Genomic DNA, 16958 nt, shown 5'->3' on the forward strand with positions numbered 1-16958 from the left:
TCAGTCCCTCCACTCACTTCTAGGGTTGAAGCTGGCCTTGTTTGCCAATTGCTCCCATAGTTTCCGAGTAGCCTCATCATGAGTCTTGGGCATGACAATCTTGATCACGGCGTACAGGTCTCCTGCGCCGCCCTTCCGGGTTCGCAACCCCTTACCCTTGAGACGTAAACGCTGCCCCGCCTGGCTGTTGGCCGGAACGGTCAATTGCAGCTTTCCGCTCAAGGTGGGGACAGTTACCTTAGCGCCTAGTGCAGCTTCCCAAGGCGCAAGCGGAACGGTCAGAAGCAGGTCATGCCCGTCGACATCGAAGAGTGGATGAGGAACCAGCCGGACAACCAGATAAAGATCGCCGTCGGGTCCGCCATTGAGCCCTGGGGCGCCCCGCCCTTTCAGCCGGATTCGCTCGCCATCGGTCACGCCTGCCGGAATGCGTACGTTCAGGCTCTTGGGTACGCTCTCGTGACGCAGACCGTTCGCACTATAGCTAGGCACCCGATAGTTGATGGTCCGCGGCTCGTCCGACAGCGTGTCTTCGAGAAACAACGGCAGTTCCATTTCCACATCCTGCCCTCTTCGTCCGGCACTACGCTCCTGGCCGCGCCCACTACCGGGTCGGGCACCAAAAACAGATTCGAAGAAATCGGAAAAATGCCGCTCGTACTGCCCGTCTCCTCCTCCGCCAAAATTGCCGTTGAACTCCCAGCCTGGCGGCGGCTCGAACTGCTGCCCGGCCCGGCCGTACTGGCGTAGTTGATCGTATTCGGCTCGTTTTTCCGGATCTCTGAGAACCTCATAGGCCTCGGAGACTTCCTTGAATTTGTTTTCCGCATCCGGCTCTTTGCTGACATCTGGATGATATTTGCGCGCCAGCTTGCGGTATGCGGTCTTGATCGCTTTTTCGTCTGCGCCCGGGTCGACGCCCAGTAGCGCATAATAATCTTTGAATTCCATCGAACCTCACCGTCTCGTCAATCGACAACAGCCAAAAGCAGACAGCCATGACAGGCCTGCCGCTGCCCGGTGATCGTACCTGTCTATAACCATAGCCCTATCAGCCCGGTATGGCGCTGATACAGGTCAGTGCACGACACAAACACCCTTCGATAAAGATGTGGACAGTACGCCAGGAATCCAGTGCCGGTTGCGAAAAAGACACGGAAGGCAGCCGTTTGCCAAGCGGCTTCAGGCGCGCACCGCCTGTGCGAAGGCGGTGCGCGAGGGAGGATCAGTTTTACTGCTGAATCAGATTGACGCGGTTGCCTGTGCCGGATTGGCTCAGGTTGACCCGTAGATCAGCACCGGTCTGCTGTAGCGTGATGTGGTTATCCGATCCGCTCAGCTGGCTGAGATACGCCACGTTACGATCGCCCTGCTGCCCGATGATGATTTCATTGAGCGAGCCTTCGGTCGAAGCGCTCAGGATGTTGTCGCTACCCTCTTGCGTGCCGTACAGGACGTTACTGTTGCCGGTCTGGTCGGCATAGAACTCGTTACCGGTCCCGGTCTGGTTGGCGGTCGCAATGTTGTAGTCACCCACCTGGCTGAGCTGAGCGGCCTGCCAGTCACCTGCCTGGAAAGCATCGATACTGTTCGAGACACCACTCTGGGTAGTGTCTGCGTCGTTATTGCTGCCTTCCTGAGTGACCAGGGCGCCGCCATTCTGACCGTCGATACGAACAGCGGCTTGCTGCTGCGTACCGCGCTGGGTGACATAGGCCGAGGTATTCATACCACTGACCTCAAGCGTGGCCACGGAACCCTGGCTGTCCAGCTGGTAGATATTGGCGGAGGTATCGTTCCCTGTCTGAATGACCGTCGCAACGTTATTGGAGCCGTCCCGCTGCCACAGCAGAGCGGTGTGATTGTCGCCCTGTTGATTAACGGATACTTCACTGGCCACGGCCCCTTCCTGCAGCGTATGGGCCCAATGAGTATTGCCGTTTTGCGTAATCCGGGAGGTTGCCTGGGTCGTGTTTAGTTGCTCGGTTTCAGCTTCGTTGGCAGTGCCTGTCTGGCTCTGGTTGACTGAAGCGGATTCGGAAGCTTGCTGGGAGACCGACGCCTGATTGTTCCAGCCATACTGGTATTGGTTGGAATAGGCATTGGTCGAGTCAGCCTGCTCGACAGTCGCAACGTTGTAATTGCCCGCCTGTGCCTGCTGTGCAGTACCGGCTTGGCTATTGGCCTGAGCCAGACGAGCCTCATTGGCGTAACCGCTATGCGACTGCTTGGCGGCGTTACCGGAGCCGGACTGCTCGATCGTAGCCGTATTGAGCACACCGTGCTGGTCCTGTCGGGCCGTATTGTTTTCAGCGAAGGCTTGCGTGGCTAACACCGCGAGAACGGCAGCGGCGAGCGGTTTGAAGATAAACATAGCTCTCTCCATGAATGTTTATTTCCACCAGAGGTACAGCAAGGCCTAGAAGACCTTTACCGCATTACCATTGCGCAAGAACCTGCAAGGGCACCCTAGCGATCAGGCATTGTGAATCGGGAGGCTATATTCGCCGTTTAGCGCAGCGACGGGTATCAACCGAAAGATTGAAAATATGTGCGTCTTGCCTTTTGCCAAGCGATGACCGGCACCTTATGGATGGGCGGTTAGAACCTTACGACGCCCTTACGGCCTAATGGATAACGCCTGAATAAGGCCCGAACGGGAGACGAACATGAGCGACATCAAGCACCCCAAAAACCAGAACGCTGAAAACGAAGACCTCGATAATCGTGACGTCGATGACGACCAGCTAGACCAGGCCGTAGAGGAAACCTTCCCTGCCAGCGACCCGATTTCACCATGATCTGATCAGTCGATCGGATTTCTTCTACTCGGTCTTGGGGTTGAAGACTATATGCCTATAGCTTCAACCCTTTTTTTGTGCCTGATGTTTCCCAACGCCTGTCTATCACGGATGCGCTAACGGGTTGGCCATCAGGGGACGGATCAGAATCACCGAACGCAGCAGCGTTGAAAGCCTGGCTGCCGCCTTCGACATCCGGCGTAATCATTCCTGGATAGCAATCGTGCCCCTCATGCCTGTGGCAGTCAGGGCATGTTGCGTATTGAAGCGTTAGCCTGCCGAGCGACACCTTTACTGATCGCTGTTGGAGCATCCTTGCAAGTTGGCCTGGGTCACGTTGCTGAACGCCGGAACACTACGCGTCAGCCAGACATTACCGCCAATGGTGGAGCCTTTTCCGATAGTGATGCGTCCCAGAATGGTCGCGCCGGCGTAGATCACCACATCGTCCTCGACGATCGGATGACGTGGATGCCCTTTTTGCAGATTACCGGACTCATCGGCCGGGAAGCGCTTGGCACCTAAAGTCACTGCCTGATAGATCCGGACCCGCTCGCCAATGATGGCTGTCTCACCGATAACCACGCCGGTACCATGATCGATAAAGAAGCTGGGGCCGATCTGCGCCCCTGGATGGATATCGATACCCGTGGCTGAATGAGCCAGCTCTGCAATCATGCGCGCCAGTAGCGGCAGGTCCGAACGATAGAGCTGATGCGCCAGACGATGGTAGATAACAGCCAGGATACCGGGATAGCACAGCAGCACTTCATCCACACTGCGCGCGGCCGGATCGCCCCGGTAGGCTGCCAGCACATCGGTATCCAAAAGACGGCGTAGATCAGGCAGTGCCAAAGCGAAGTCCTGCACGATGCGCTGCGCCGGGTCTTCGACCAAGCATTCAGGCATCCCCCGCTGTCGGGCGGTATAGCACAGCTCCAGCCGCACCTGCCCTAACAGAGCATTGAGCGCACGGTCCAGCACGTGCCCTACGAAAAAGTCTTCGCTTTCCGCACGTAGGTCACTGGGTCCTAGACGGAGCGGAAACAAGGCGCTACAGAGCGACTCAAGGATCTCGCTCATTACCGCTCGCGAAGGCAGTTCACGGCTGCTCAGTTCTCGCGTTCGGCCATGCTGGCTACGCCATTCGTTACGAGCGTCATGCAGCTCACCTACGATTCGTTCCAGTTGCCAGTTGATCCCCGGGGCTTTACCCCGCACCGTATTTGAATCGCTCATTACCACGTTCCTGGAAAAAGAACCGGCGCGGGCCGGTCCTGGGTTCGACAATAAAACGTTGCGGCTGATCGAGCGCGCCCCAACGCCTGTTCGTACCTTACCGCATCGCCTGCCCGATCGGATAGGATGGGGACAGACCTGCCAACGCCGCACCGCCTGGCGTCAAGGCAACCATAAGTGGAACATTCATACAGGAGAACTCTTATGACGTTTGGCCCCCTGGTCAGTACCGAGTGGCTTGCCAACGCATTGGGCAACAAAGACCTGGTGATATTCGATGCCAGTGTCTACCTGCCTAACGAGTCGAAACATGCACGCGCCGAGTATGAGGCTGCTCACTTACCTAATGCTCGCTTCTTCGATATCGAAGAGATTTCAGATCAGGACACAACGCTGCCGCACATGGTGCCCTCTCAGGGTCGTTTCGCCCGGCTGGTAGGTGAGCTGGGGGTCAACAACCAGTCCCGCGTTGTGGTTTATGACCAGAAAGGGTTGTTTTCAGCAGCGCGTGCCTGGTGGATGTTTCGCCTCTTCGGCCATGATCAGGTCGCAGTGCTTGATGGAGGCCTTCCCAAGTGGCAGAGCGAACATCGACCTGTAGAACAAGGCCCGGCACCTGTCGTACCGGCCCACACGTTCGAAGCCACATTCCATGCCAGAATGCTACGGGGCCTGGGCGATATCCAGGCCAACCTCGACAGCCGCCTCGAACAGGTACTGGATGCACGCGCGGCCAATCGCTTCGAGGGGTCGGTGCCCGAGCCGCGTGCAGGCCTGGCCTCCGGGCATATTCCAGGTAGCGCCAGCCTGCCCTATACCGATCTTCTCAATGCTGACGGAACGTTCAAGGATGTCGAAACGCTTCGCGCGCGCTTCGCGCACTCTGGTGCGGACGGCTCACGACCAGTGGTCACCAGCTGCGGCAGTGGCGTGACAGCAGCCGTTCTTCTCCTGGGACTGGCAGTGGCAGGCCTACCGGAAGGGGCCCTGTACGACGGCTCCTGGACAGAATGGGGCTCACGCCCAGATACCCCCAAAGCGACAGGACAGGCTTGAGCATTCCTGCGGTATCGCTCCTCTGACGGTACCGCCCCACCACCGCGGCGTAGGCTCCAAAGATTATTCTTTAGTCTAATAGACGCCTTTTCTAGGGTCTCGACCAAGACAGATCTTCTTCCCTGAGCCACGCTGTTTCAGGGCTCGGCCGCTTATGTGCTACTTAAAAGTGTTATCAGGCATACAGTTAAGCCATTTGTCTCATACGGTCTTTCAAGTGCGATAAACGAACAAATGGCTATTGCTTTAGGTAGCGAATCGATAGCATTATCGCGGCACGTCATCGTACAACCCTGGCCATAAGGCACAAGGGTGAATTCCACAATAAATTTAATAATGGAATAACCTGAATGTTGAAGATCGCACCCTGCACGGCCTTATCTTCCCCACCCGATATTCCCCCCTCTTCCAGATTTCGCGGAGGCGTTTGCGCGTCCGCTTAGGTTCGGCTGCCTATTCAGGCCGGACATGAAATGCCCTGAGGATCAGGGCCTCTCCGCCTCTGATAAATTAATCCGCAAGAGATTGCGCTCAGGTGCGGCACCATTACTCATGGGAGTACAACAATAATGACCCTTCGCTATCTCTCTGTTCCTGCGTTTATTGGACTCACACCGCTTGCGCTGGCCTTGGCATTACCGATGGCTGCTCATGCCGAAGGTTTTCTGGAAGACGCCAAAGTCAACGTGATGACCCGTAACTATTACTTCAACCGGGATTTCCGTACCCCAAACGCTCCACAGAGCAAGGTCGAAGAATGGGGTCAAGGTTTCATTATGACGGCAACCTCGGGTTACACACCGGGCGTCATAGGTTTTGGTCTGGACCTGACCGGGCTCTATGGGATCAAGCTGGACAGCGGTCGGGGTCGTGCTGGTACACAGTTGCTGCCGGTACATGATGACGGGCGTGCCGCCGATGATTTCGGTCGTTTGGGCGCTACCTTCAAGGCTCGTATTTCCAAGACTGATCTGTTGTTAGGCGAATTGATGCCTAACGTACCCGTGCTTCGCTTTAACGATGGTCGCCTGCTTCCTCAGACATTCCGCGGTGCGACACTGACCTCCAAGGAACTGGACGGCTTCACGTTCTATGCTGCGCAGATTCGCCAGGTGAGCCTGCGTAACTCCTCCAACATGGAGGATCTGTCCATCACGACCGGCGGTGCCCGTCAGATTCGTGCAGCCTCTTCGGATCGCTTCAATTATGTAGGGGGTGAATACACCTTCAACGAGAAGCGCACCATGGTTGGCGTATGGCACGCGCAGTTCGAAGATGTCTACAAGCAGAACTTCTTCAACCTGACCCATACCCAGAAGTTCGGGGACTGGAGCCTGGGCGCGAACCTGGGTTACTTCACCGGTGAAGAGGAAGGCCAGGCGCGCGCGGGCAACCTGGACAACAAACTCTTCACTGGACAGTTGTCCGCCGGTATTGGTGGTCACAAGTTTACCGTAGGTTATCAGCGCGTCAGCGGTGATAACGGCTGGCTGAGCGTTAACGGTTCCAGCGGCGGCAGTATCGTAAACGACATGTTTACCCAGAGCTTTGACAATGCCAAGGAACGCTCGTGGCAGCTGCGTTACGACTACAACTTTGCTGCTATGGGTATTCCGGGTCTGGCCTTCATGGCGCGTTACGGCCATGGTGACAACATCTACGTCAACGCTGCCAATGATGACGGCTCGGAATGGGAACGTAACTTCGATGTGGCCTATACCTTCCAGAGCGGCCCGCTCAAGGACCTGAACATGCGTTGGAGAAACTCTATGGTCCGTCGCGACTATGGCAGCAACAACGATGTCGACGAGAACCGCCTGATCTTCAGCTACCCTATCTCGATTCTGTAAGCGCCAGGTCAATACAAAAAGCCCGTCTTTCGACGGGCTTTTTTATAACGCCTTGCCTACTGCCCTTCATATTGAGTTTGGCGTGACTCCACGCCCAGCTCATCCCATACCGACTCGGCCAAATGGAAGGTCGCGTTGGCCGCCGGGATACCGCAATAAATGGCGCTCTGCATGATCACTTCCTTGATCTCATCGCGCGTTACACCGTTGTTGGCAGCGGCGCGCAGATGCAGCTTGAGTTCTTCGCTTCGGTTCATCCCAATCAGCATGGAAATGGTAATCAGGCTACGGGTATGCCGCGGCAGGCCCGGACGGGTCCAGATATCACCCCAGGCATGCCGGGTGATCATCTCCTGAAACTCCTCGTTGAATGGCGTGAGCTTTTCCAGGCTGCGATTCACATGGGCATCGCCCAATACCGCGCGACGGACCTCCATGCCCTTTTCATAACGTTCGCGTTCGTCCATCTCGAGATCTCCTAAGCCGTCAGGAAAGCCAGAACACGGCGACTGAATGCTTCGCCGGCCTGTACATTGGAAAGATGCGCAGCATCGAATTCCGCATACTCGGCATTCGGAATTTGAGCCTGCATGTAGTGACCGTCGGCCGGTGTGGTGACGGCATCGTGCGTACCCGCCACGATAAGCACCGGAACGGTGACGGCCTTGAGATGCTCACGAAAATCACCGTCACGCACGGCAGCACAATTGGCGGCATACCCTTCTGGCGAGGTAGCTGCGAGCATGTCGGTAATGCGCTTGACCTTGGCTGGCTCTGCCTGAGAGAACTCAGGTGTAAACCAGCGCCCAATAGAGGCATCACGCAGATTGACCATGGCCGCCTGGCCGCCCTTCAAAACCGTATCAATACGGTCATTCCAACCGTCTGCCGTTCCGATCTTGGCGGCGGTATTACAGATAACGACACGCTGGATACGGTCACTGGCGTTTACTGCCAGCCACTGCCCGGTCAGTCCACCCATGGACAGTCCACAGAAAAAGGCTTTCTGAACCTTGAGCGCATCCAGCAGCGCCAAGACGTCATGGCCCAATTGCTCAATGGTGTACGGACCGGGCGTGACGGTGGAGCCGCCGTGGCCCCGTGTGTCATAACGCAGTACGCGAAAATGCTCGGTAAAAGCGGGAACCTGGTCATCCCACATATGCAGGTCAGTGCCCAGCGAGTTGGACAGTACCAGAACCGGCGCGTCTTCACGGCCATCGAAACGGTAATTCAGTTCGCCCTCGGCGAGTTGCACAGTTGGCACAGGAATCCTCCTAGCGAGCAGACGTCAGTGAATGGTGTTCGGCACAGGCGCGTTCTACCCAGGTGCGGGCCTGTCCCAAGTAGTGCGCAGGATCGAGCAGATGATCCAGCTCATCGGCAGACAGCTCGGCGGTCACGGTCTCGTTCTGCCCGAGCGCCTCACGCAGGTGGCATTTCTGCTCGACCGCACGGCGGCAGCACTGCTCGACCAGCTGATGCGCCTGCTCACGGCCGACACGTTGGCTAAGGGTAATGCTGACAGCCTCGGCCAGTACCAGTCCGTGGGTCAGCTCCAGGTTCGTGCGCATGCGTTCGGCATCAACTTCCAGCCCTTCGGCTACCAGCAACGCCTGTTCCAGCGCACCCGAAGTCAGGCAGAAGATATCAGGCAGGGTGTCCCATTCGGCATGCCAGAGCCCCAGGCTGCGCTCGTGTTCCTGAGGCATGGCCGCGAACATGGTGGCGACAAGGTTGGGAATACGGGTCGCAGCGCTGATCAGGACTGCCGCGCTGACCGGATTGCGCTTGTGGGGCATGGTCGAGGAACCACCCCGCCCCTGCCCGGCCGGCTCGAAAACCTCCGCCGCTTCTGTCTGCATCAACAGGGAAAGGTCACGCCCCAGCTTGCCCAGGCTTCCGACAATCATGCCGCACACACTGGCGGCCTCTACCAAGCGGTCCCGCTGGGTATGCCAGGGTTGATCAGGCAGTGTCAGGTCAAGTTCTTTAGCCAACGCCTCGGCGACCGGCATGGCCTTGTCACCGAGCGCCGCCAGTGTGCCCGACGCACCACCAAACTGCAGCACCAGAACACGCGGCTTAAGCTCAGCCAGCCGTTGGCGATGACGGTTAATGGCGCCTAGCCAGCCGGCAATCTTCATACCCAGCGTGACGGGCGTTGCATGCTGCAGCCATGTCCGTCCGGCCAAGGGCGTGTCTACATAGCGCTGAGCCTGTTTGGCCAGGGCATCAGCCAAGGCAGCCAGACCGTCTTCCAGCAGCGCGAGGGCTGCGCGGACCTGCAGCACAAGCCCAGTATCCATGACGTCCTGACTGGTGGCGCCCATGTGCACATAGCGCTCGGCCTCGGGGCTTGTACGCTTGATTTCACGTCCCAGTGCCTTGACCAGCGGAATGGCCGAGTTGCCGCTGCTCACGATGGCCTGCTGCAATTCGGCAAGGTCATAGGCCTCGGCGCGGCAAGCCGCCTCGATCGGTGCGACGGCATCCTTGGGAATCAGGCCGACCGCGGCTTCGGCTCGCGCCAGGGCGGCTTCGAAATCCAGCATGCCCTGCAGGCGCCCGCTATCACTGAAGACATCACGCATCGCGGCCTGAGTAAAGTAGGCATCGAAGAGTTGATGGGTCGGACGCTGACTCATACGCATTTATCCTTGTTAGTGATCGTCATGCAGATAGCTGGCTCTGCGCGGCAGGCGCAGGCTTACCAGGAAGGCCACTACCAGCATGCAGGACACATAGATGTAGAAGAGATTCTCATGCCCCATGGCTTTGAAGTTCAGCGCAACGAACTCGGCCGAACCGCCAAACAAGGCATTGGCTACGGCATAGGAGAGCCCTACCCCTAGCGCACGCACCTGTGGCGGAAACATCTCGGCTTTTACCAGGCCACTGATCGAGGTGTAGAAACTTACAATAGCCAGCGCGAGGATGATCAAGCCAAAGGCAATGACCGGGCTGGTCGTGGTTTTCAGGGTCAGCAGGATGGGATAGGTACACAGTGCGCCGAGCGCACCGAACCACAACATGGAAGCGCGGCGGCCAATACGGTCAGACAAGGCACCGAACAGCGGCTGCATCAGCATGTACAGGAACAGCGCACCGGTCATGATGCCGCTGGCCGTCTTGGCATGCATGCCTACGGTGTTGACCAGATACTTCTGCATGTAAGTTGTAAAGGTATAGAAAATCAGCGAGCCACCGGCGGTATATCCCAGCACAGTGAAAAACGCCGCCTTGTGATGTTTGAACAGAGCCGACAGCGAACCTGCCTCTTTGGCAGCACGGCTTTCTGCCGTCGTGGTTTCCTCAAGCGAGCGACGCAGCAACAGCGAAATCACGGCAGCAACCGCACCCACCACAAAAGGAATACGCCAGCCCCAGGCACGCAGCTCCTCTTCGGACAGGACCTGTTGAAGGATGACCACCACCAGCACCGCCAGCAACTGTCCACCAATCAGCGTCACGTACTGGAACGAGGCATAAAATCCGCGCTTACCCTTCAGCGCCACCTCACTCATATAGGTTGCAGTAGTGCCGTATTCACCGCCGACCGACAAGCCTTGGAAAAGTCGCGCCATGAGCAGAAGAAGCGGCGCCCAGAAGCCAATGCTGTCGTAGGTGGGCAGGCAAGCAATCACCAGTGAGCCGGCGCACATCATGAGCACGGAGATCATCATTGACGTACGCCGCCCATAACGGTCGGCCACCCCACCGAAGATCCAGCCACCGATGGGCCGCATCAGAAAGCCTGCGGCAAATACACCGGCAGTGTTAAGCAGTTGAACGGTGGGGTCGTCTGAGGGGAAAAACGCGTGAGCAAAATAGATGGAGCAAAAGGAGTAAACGTAAAAGTCGAACCACTCGACGAGGTTACCGGACGAGGCGCCGACAATGGCAAAGATTCTTTTACGACGCTCTTCCAACGTATAGGAACTGGTAGTCATTCGATCCGCTCTTGTCATTGAAATAGGAATAATCCGGCACGCAATCGATCCTGACGTGCCGGTGAATGACCCTACAGAGGGCAGCCTTTGCCCTGTCGCAGGGTGTGCCGCCTACGCGTGACGGATTCGCAGGCCTTGGTGAGACATGTCCTTTTACAATTCTCTCCTTTGCAAAGCCGCAAATCCTTCGCGCTGGCGCAGATCACCCTTATTCCTCATCAGCGACCCGTTGTACGAGGTGCCCAAGACATTGACCTCAAACGCGCTCGACTGCCAGCGCCAGACCTTGTCCAACCCCAACACACATGGTCGCGAGCCCCAGCTGCTTGTTGGTCTTTTCCAGCCAATGCACGGTAGTCATGACCAGGCGTGCACCGCTCATTCCCAGCGGATGACCCAGTGCAATGGCGCCGCCCTGCGGATTTACTTTTTCACTGTCGTCCGGTAATCCCAAGCCTCGCACTACCGCCAGGGCCTGGCTGGCAAAGGCCTCGTTCAGCTCAACCACATCGAAGTCTTCAATGGTTTTCCCCAGACGGGTCAGCAGCTTTTGCACCGCCGGCACTGGGCCGATTCCCATGACACGTGGCGCAACGCCGCCACTTGCCATGCCGAGAATGCGGGCGCGAGGCTTGAGGCCATACTTCTGCACGGCCTCGGCCGAGGCGATGATCATGGCCGCAGCGCCGTCATTTACACCCGAGGCATTACCCGCCGTGACGGTCTTGTCGGGCCCATTGACGGGCTTGAGCTTGGCCAGCATCTCCAGCGTGGTATCAGGGCGCGGATGCTCGTCCTTGTCGACGATCGTCTCGCCTTTCTTGTGGACGATTCGTACCGGCACGATTTCTTCGGCAAAGAAGCCGCTCTCCTGGGAAGCCGCCGTGCGCTGTTGGCTGCGCAACGCAAAGGCATCCTGATCGGCGCGGGAAACATTGTGATCCTGCGCGACATTGTCTGCCGTTTCCGGCATGGAATCGGTACCGTACTTCTGTTTCATCAATGGGTTCACGAAGCGCCAGCCGATGGTGGTGTCTTCGATCTTCTGTCCGCGGGAAAACGCAGTGTCCGCCTTGCCCATCACGAACGGAGCACGGGACATGGATTCCACACCGCCGGCAATGGCCAGCTCCATCTCACCTGTGGCAATGGCGCGGTAAGCCGTCCCTACAGCGTCCATCCCCGACGCGCAAAGGCGGTTCAGGGTAACGCCCGGTACGGTTTCCGGAAGGCCTGCTAATAGAAGCGCCATACGTGCCACGTTACGGTTGTCCTCGCCCGCCTGGTTGGCGCAGCCCATGAATACCTCATCGACTTCCGCCCACTGCACTCCAGGGTTGCGCTCCATCAGCGCCTTGAGCGGAATAGCCGCCAGATCATCGGCACGGACGCTGGACAGCGCACCGCCAAAGCGTCCAATAGGTGTACGAACGGCATCGCAGATGAATACATCACGCATCATGAGTCTCCTGATACCGCTCCTGGTCGGGCCGATGGCCCATGGGTAAGGAGGCGGTGTGACGGTCATGGCAGCACCTGAAATCGAGGGTGCCAGCTACCTGGGTCGTACTCGCCCGGACGGAAGACCAGGCGAGTGATGGTGAACGGAACAGTAAGCCGCAAGGCTGTAAGCAGACAATCCGATAATCGAATCTACGGTCGATTATCGAACACGTTTATCTGTTCCCGTATGCGGTTGCGTGATTCGAAAAGGCCTTATGACGCATCTGAATGACTGACGATACCCTTGATCACTACAGCCGCCGTAGCCAGCGCAGCAGGCACCACCAGCGCAGTCAGCACCTGCTCGAAATTCCATCCCAGCCCCAGTAGAGTGGCCCCCATCCAGGCCCCAAGAATGGCACCGAAGCGTCCGATACCCAGCATCCAGGACACCCCTGTGGCACGACCCTGGGTCGGGTAGAAGCGTGCCGCTAATGAAGGCATGGCGGACTGCGCACCGTTGATGCACATCCCTGCAACCAATACCAGCGTAGCCAGCAACGTCACGTGACCCAGGCTCTGCCCGACACAATACGCAAAGACACCAGCCAACAGGTAAAACGTGCCAATGACCCAGTGCGGATTGATCCGGTCCATCGCCCAGCCCACGGCTACCGCGCTAAGCACGCCACCAAACTGAAACAGGGCTCCGATGAATGCAGCCTGCTCCATACTTGCCCCGCTGTCGCGCATCAGGGTAGGCAACCAGCTTGTCAGCAGGTATACGATGACAAGTCCCATGAAGTAAGTCAGCCAGAGCAGCACCGTGCCCAGCCCACACGCCTTGGAGAAAATAACGGCAAAGACATTGCGCGCCTTGACTGTGCGCTGCTCTGGTACGCTGAACTCCCTGGCCTGCTGCACGATACTTGGGCCGATGGGCAGCAAGGCCTTGCGAATCCGTGCCACGCCCCGGTTATGCACCACCAGATAGCGGGCCGATTCCGGCAACCACAGCAGCAGCACCACTGCCAGAGCCATCGGTAGCAAGCCCCCGAGCAACAGCAGGCTATGCCAACCGAACGCCGGAATCAGCTTGGCAGAGATGAACCCGCCACACGCCATGCCCAAATTGAAGCCGCAGAACATGCTGGTTACCAGTAACGACTTGAGCCGCTCCGGGGTGTATTCAGACAGCAGTGTCGTGGCATTCGGCATGGCGGCGCCTAGTCCAAGGCCGGTCAGAAATCGCAGAATGACCAGTTGATCCACCGTACCGCTGTAGGCCGAGATCACGCTGAAAAGTCCAAAGATGGAAACGGCGGCAACCAGCACGACCTTACGGCCGAACCGGTCCGCCAACGGTCCCGAGCCCAACGCACCAAACACCATCCCAACCAGGGCAGCGCTCATGACCGGTCCAAGGCTTGCTCGATCGATACCCCAGTCCTGGGTCAACGCCGGTGCGATAAACCCCATGGCAGCAGTGTCCAGGCCATCCAGGAAAACGATCAAAAAGCACAACACCACGATTCGCCACTGATAGCGGCTCAGCGGCTGGGCATTGATAAATGTCTGAACATCAAGTGTCGTGTTCGTTGAGGCTCCCGTCATGACAAGGCCTCCATCATCCACGAATAGAAAGAAAGCGCATCGGAGCGATGCGCATGCACCATCCCGTTCACGGGAGAAATCATGCAGAACATAGGCGGACTCTGTTGTTTTTATCAGGCGTGCCGGCTGGCAACGTGCCTCTACCCTACGGAGCAGGCACGCACTGCACAATTCGATTAACGGCTAAAGGTTCGATTAACGAACAGTTTCAGTGAAAGAGCTTGGAGCTGAGTTCCTGGCTGGCCTTGAGTAAAAGGGGCAGGAAACGACGCTCCAGCTCCTGCCGGGTGATGCGGCTGGCATGGGTGCCCACGTTCATGGCAGCCATGACCTGACCGGAGGCATCCAGTACCGGTACGGCCAATGAACGGAGCCCGACCTCCAGTTCCTGGTCAACGACGCACCAGCCCTGCTGCCGGATCTGCTCGAGACAGGGCAACAGCTTTTCTGGCGTATGCAGTGTGCGACTGGTCTTGATCTGCAGGTCAGCACGCTCGAAGTAATCCTGAAGGGCAGCATCATCCAGAGCCGCCAGCAGAATACGGCCCATGGAGGTGCAGTAGGCCGGAAGCCGGCTGCCAACGCTCAGATCGACCGAAATCAGCCGCAGCGGTGTGGCGGACCGGGCGATGTACAACACCTCATCCCCCTCAAGCGTGGCGACGGAGCAGGCCTCATGCAGCTGCTCGCTCAGGCGATCCAGAATGGGTTGGGCGGTGAGCGCCATGGGCGTGGATGACAGATAGGCATGGCCCAGCGTCAGCACCTTGGGTAATAGTGAATAGGTCCGTCCATCGGTGGTCACGTAGCCCAGCTTCATCAACGTATGCAGGCAACGGCGAACCGCCGCGCGGGGGATCTCGGTTCGGTGGCTGATCTGTGCAATGGTCAGATGCCGCTTGCGCTCCTGAAAGGCATGGATCACAGCCAGGCCACGTGCAAGGGACGTCATGAAGTTTGGATCGCCCGTAAAGGCCTCGATCCGCTTGGCCGGCGATGCAATGATAGGCGGTGCGCCAAAGCTGTGAGGGTCACGCGAATTCGAGTTATCCATGATCTCTGCCCGGCCGCTGTCTGATTTGGCCGATTATCGAAGCATCTGGTCGATAATCGCAATACGACAAACGCAGTCTTGTTCGTTTATAGGCCACTTACAGATCGTCACTGTGCCGATTTCGTCCTCGCACCCGGGGAAAAATCTCAAGCCATAAGAACGGTGGCGGTTCACCCTGTAGGCATCTGTCTATCGCTAAAGGGATAACGACCATGGGACATCAAGCGATCAACTGGCGCGGCGTCTTTCCGGCTGTCAGCACTCAGTTCAAGCCTGACTTTTCTCTGGACCTGGACGCCACTCACCGCGTTGTCAGCAAGCTCGTGGCGGATGGTGTGTCCGGGCTTGTAGTGTGCGGCACCGTTGGAGAAAACACCTCGCTCACCATGACGGAAAAGTTATCGGTCATCGAGACCGCCAAGGCGGCGGCGGCCGGACGCGTACCCGTGATCGCCGGCGTAGCCGAATTTACTACCGCCTTCGCACAGAAGATGGTTAACGAGGCGCGCTTTGCTGGCGTGGACGGTGTGATGGTTATGCCCGCGCTAGTCTACTCTGCCAAGCCCCACGAAACCGCTATGCACTTTCGCAGCGTTGCGACTTCGACCGATCTTCCGGTCATGGTCTACAACAATCCGCCGGTGTACAAGAACGACGTTACGCCGGACATCTTGGCCTCGCTCAAGGACTGCGAGAATATCGTCTGCTTCAAAGACTCCTCAGGTGACACTCGCCGCTTTATTGACCTGCGCAACGCTGTAGGTGATCGCTTCGTACTCTTTGCCGGCCTGGATGATGTAGTGCTTGAAAGCATTGCTGTAGGGGCCGTCGGTTGGGTATCCGGCATGTCCAATGCGTTTCCCAGGGAAGGCGAAACCCTGTTCCGCCTCGCCATGCAAAAGCGTTTCGACGAAGCCCTGTCGCTCTATCAATGGTTCATGCCCCTGCTACACCTGGACGCCCGCCCTGACCTGGTCCAGTGCATCAAGCTCTGCGAAGAGATACTAGGCCGTGGTTCAGCCGTCACCCGCCCTCCTCGCCTGAGCCTCGAAGGGGCTGCCCGTGATGAAGTGAAAGCGATTGTAGACAACGCGCTGACCCGACGTCCTGCACTGCCTGACGTCGGACTTTAAACTGCGTCGCTGGCAGCCTGCCGAAACTGCCGGGGCGTGAGTCCCGTCAGCGTCTTGAACTGGCGGCTGAAGGCGCTGTGATCGGTATAGCCGCACTGCAAGGCAATATCGGTGATCGGCATCGTCGTCCCTAGCAATTGAGAGGCTTTTTCCAGACGCACCTTATGGATCATCTGGCGGGGCGTGAGATGAAAGATCCGCTTGCAATAGCGCTCCAACTGAGCCACGGAAAGCTCTGCGATGGCTGTCAGCTCTGCCAGTGCGATCGGACGGGTGTAATGAGCACGAATGTGTTTATCGACCGCCGCAAGCCGTTGATACGCCGGGTGGTTATCCTGCGCGGCTTGCAAGTCATAGGAAATGCCAGCCATACCCAACACCTGCCCTGAATGCCCTTTCAAGGGCAGCTTGTAGGTCAGACACCACCCTGGCTCACGACCGTTGTAAAAATGCAGCTCAAGCTTGTCCTCGATGATCGCTCCGCGAAGCACCTCGTGGTCCTGCTCGGTATAGAGCGGTCCTAGATTCGCCGGAAAGACCTCAGCGGACGTCTTGCCCAAGAGAGGCGCAACCGTCTTGAACCCACACCGTCTCGCCAACGTCAGGTTGGCCAAGAGGTAACGTGCGTCTAGATCCTTAATAAAGAAGACCACATTGGGAATCGCATTGAGAAGCGGAGCAATCAGCGCAACGCTGTTAAGCAAGGTTTCTAAGTCTTCAGGGCGCTCTGCGGCAAGCCCCTCACACCAGGCTGTCATCTGCTCAGGGGCAAAACCTGGAGCCTGCCTGTCGCGTTCGGCTATAGGAGACATCAT

At 57.8% G+C, this 16958-nt stretch carries 15 protein-coding genes; 4 read left to right on the forward strand and 11 right to left on the reverse strand.

The genetic code is table 11. The annotated features are described in order from the left end of the window. Both cbpA and JQR90_RS15015 read right to left on the reverse strand, forming a co-directional pair. Positions 1–951 carry a curved DNA-binding protein gene (gene cbpA, locus JQR90_RS15010; RefSeq protein WP_122041851.1) on the reverse strand — a complete coding sequence of 317 codons (951 nt, stop codon included), beginning with the start codon at positions 949–951 and terminating at the stop codon, positions 1–3. Between the two features lie 280 nt (positions 952–1231). Next, positions 1232–2374, reverse strand: a complete 1143-nt coding sequence (locus JQR90_RS15015) for a hypothetical protein (RefSeq protein WP_434140097.1) — start codon at positions 2372–2374, stop codon at positions 1232–1234. Between the two features lie 295 nt (positions 2375–2669). Here JQR90_RS15015 and JQR90_RS15020 point away from each other — a divergent pair, with 295 nt between their 5' ends. Then, on the forward strand, positions 2670–2801 hold the full coding sequence (locus tag JQR90_RS15020; protein WP_434140098.1) for a hypothetical protein: 132 nt from the start codon (positions 2670–2672) through the stop codon (positions 2799–2801). A 291-nt stretch (positions 2802–3092) separates the two neighbouring features. On the opposite strand, the gene epsC is transcribed toward JQR90_RS15020, so the two are convergent. Beyond that, positions 3093–4040 (reverse strand): serine O-acetyltransferase EpsC, encoded by a 948-nt coding sequence (epsC, locus tag JQR90_RS15025; protein ID WP_434140099.1) that lies wholly within the window; start codon positions 4038–4040, stop codon positions 3093–3095. Between the two features lie 204 nt (positions 4041–4244). Between epsC and sseA the strand changes: the two genes are divergently transcribed. Together sseA and JQR90_RS15035 are read left to right on the forward strand one after the other, a co-directional pair. Continuing rightward, positions 4245–5096, forward strand: a complete 852-nt coding sequence (sseA, locus tag JQR90_RS15030; RefSeq protein WP_434140100.1) for a 3-mercaptopyruvate sulfurtransferase — start codon at positions 4245–4247, stop codon at positions 5094–5096. 569 nt (positions 5097–5665) lie between these two features. Next, positions 5666–6946 (forward strand): OprD family porin, encoded by a 1281-nt coding sequence (locus JQR90_RS15035; protein ID WP_434140101.1) that lies wholly within the window; start codon positions 5666–5668, stop codon positions 6944–6946. A gap of 56 nt (positions 6947–7002) precedes the next feature. Here JQR90_RS15035 and pcaC read toward each other — a convergent pair whose 3' ends face one another. The 7 genes from pcaC to JQR90_RS15070 form a co-directional block, all read right to left on the reverse strand. Then, a complete protein-coding gene (gene pcaC / locus JQR90_RS15040; protein WP_010795464.1) occupies positions 7003–7413 on the reverse strand; it encodes a 4-carboxymuconolactone decarboxylase in 411 nt (136 codons plus the stop codon). A gap of 11 nt (positions 7414–7424) precedes the next feature. Next, positions 7425–8213, reverse strand: coding sequence for a 3-oxoadipate enol-lactonase (gene pcaD / locus JQR90_RS15045; RefSeq protein WP_122041846.1), 789 nt, complete (start codon positions 8211–8213; stop codon positions 7425–7427). A 10-nt stretch (positions 8214–8223) separates the two neighbouring features. After that, positions 8224–9594, reverse strand: a complete 1371-nt coding sequence (locus tag JQR90_RS15050; RefSeq protein WP_010795466.1) for a 3-carboxy-cis,cis-muconate cycloisomerase — start codon at positions 9592–9594, stop codon at positions 8224–8226. A 15-nt stretch (positions 9595–9609) separates the two neighbouring features. Then, entirely contained in the window at positions 9610–10899 is a 1290-nt protein-coding gene (locus JQR90_RS15055) for an MFS family transporter (protein WP_010795467.1), read from the reverse strand. Between the two features lie 256 nt (positions 10900–11155). After that, the gene (pcaF, locus tag JQR90_RS15060) at positions 11156–12361 is read right to left on the reverse strand and encodes a 3-oxoadipyl-CoA thiolase (protein WP_073449465.1); all 1206 of its coding nucleotides are present in this window, start codon (positions 12359–12361) and stop codon (positions 11156–11158) included. A gap of 254 nt (positions 12362–12615) precedes the next feature. Next, positions 12616–13956, reverse strand: coding sequence for an MFS transporter (locus tag JQR90_RS15065; protein WP_010795469.1), 1341 nt, complete (start codon positions 13954–13956; stop codon positions 12616–12618). Positions 13957–14164: 208 nt separating this feature from the next. After that, positions 14165–15010 carry an IclR family transcriptional regulator gene (locus tag JQR90_RS15070; protein WP_010795470.1) on the reverse strand — a complete coding sequence of 282 codons (846 nt, stop codon included), beginning with the start codon at positions 15008–15010 and terminating at the stop codon, positions 14165–14167. A gap of 212 nt (positions 15011–15222) precedes the next feature. Here JQR90_RS15070 and JQR90_RS15075 point away from each other — a divergent pair, with 212 nt between their 5' ends. Beyond that, positions 15223–16143: a dihydrodipicolinate synthase family protein gene (locus JQR90_RS15075; RefSeq protein ID WP_010795471.1), complete on the forward strand. Its 921-nt coding sequence runs from the start codon at positions 15223–15225 to the stop codon at positions 16141–16143. On the opposite strand, the gene JQR90_RS15080 is transcribed toward JQR90_RS15075, so the two are convergent. Continuing rightward, a complete protein-coding gene (locus JQR90_RS15080; protein WP_208859634.1) occupies positions 16140–16901 on the reverse strand; it encodes an AraC family transcriptional regulator in 762 nt (253 codons plus the stop codon). The genes JQR90_RS15075 and JQR90_RS15080 overlap by 4 nt on opposite strands. Positions 16902–16958: the final 57 nt, after the last annotated feature.

Origin of the sequence: Pseudomonas sp. JZ114 (genome assembly GCF_051027705.1) — a bacterium.
Taxonomy (GTDB): Bacteria; Pseudomonadota; Gammaproteobacteria; order Pseudomonadales; family Pseudomonadaceae; genus Chryseomonas; species Chryseomonas luteola.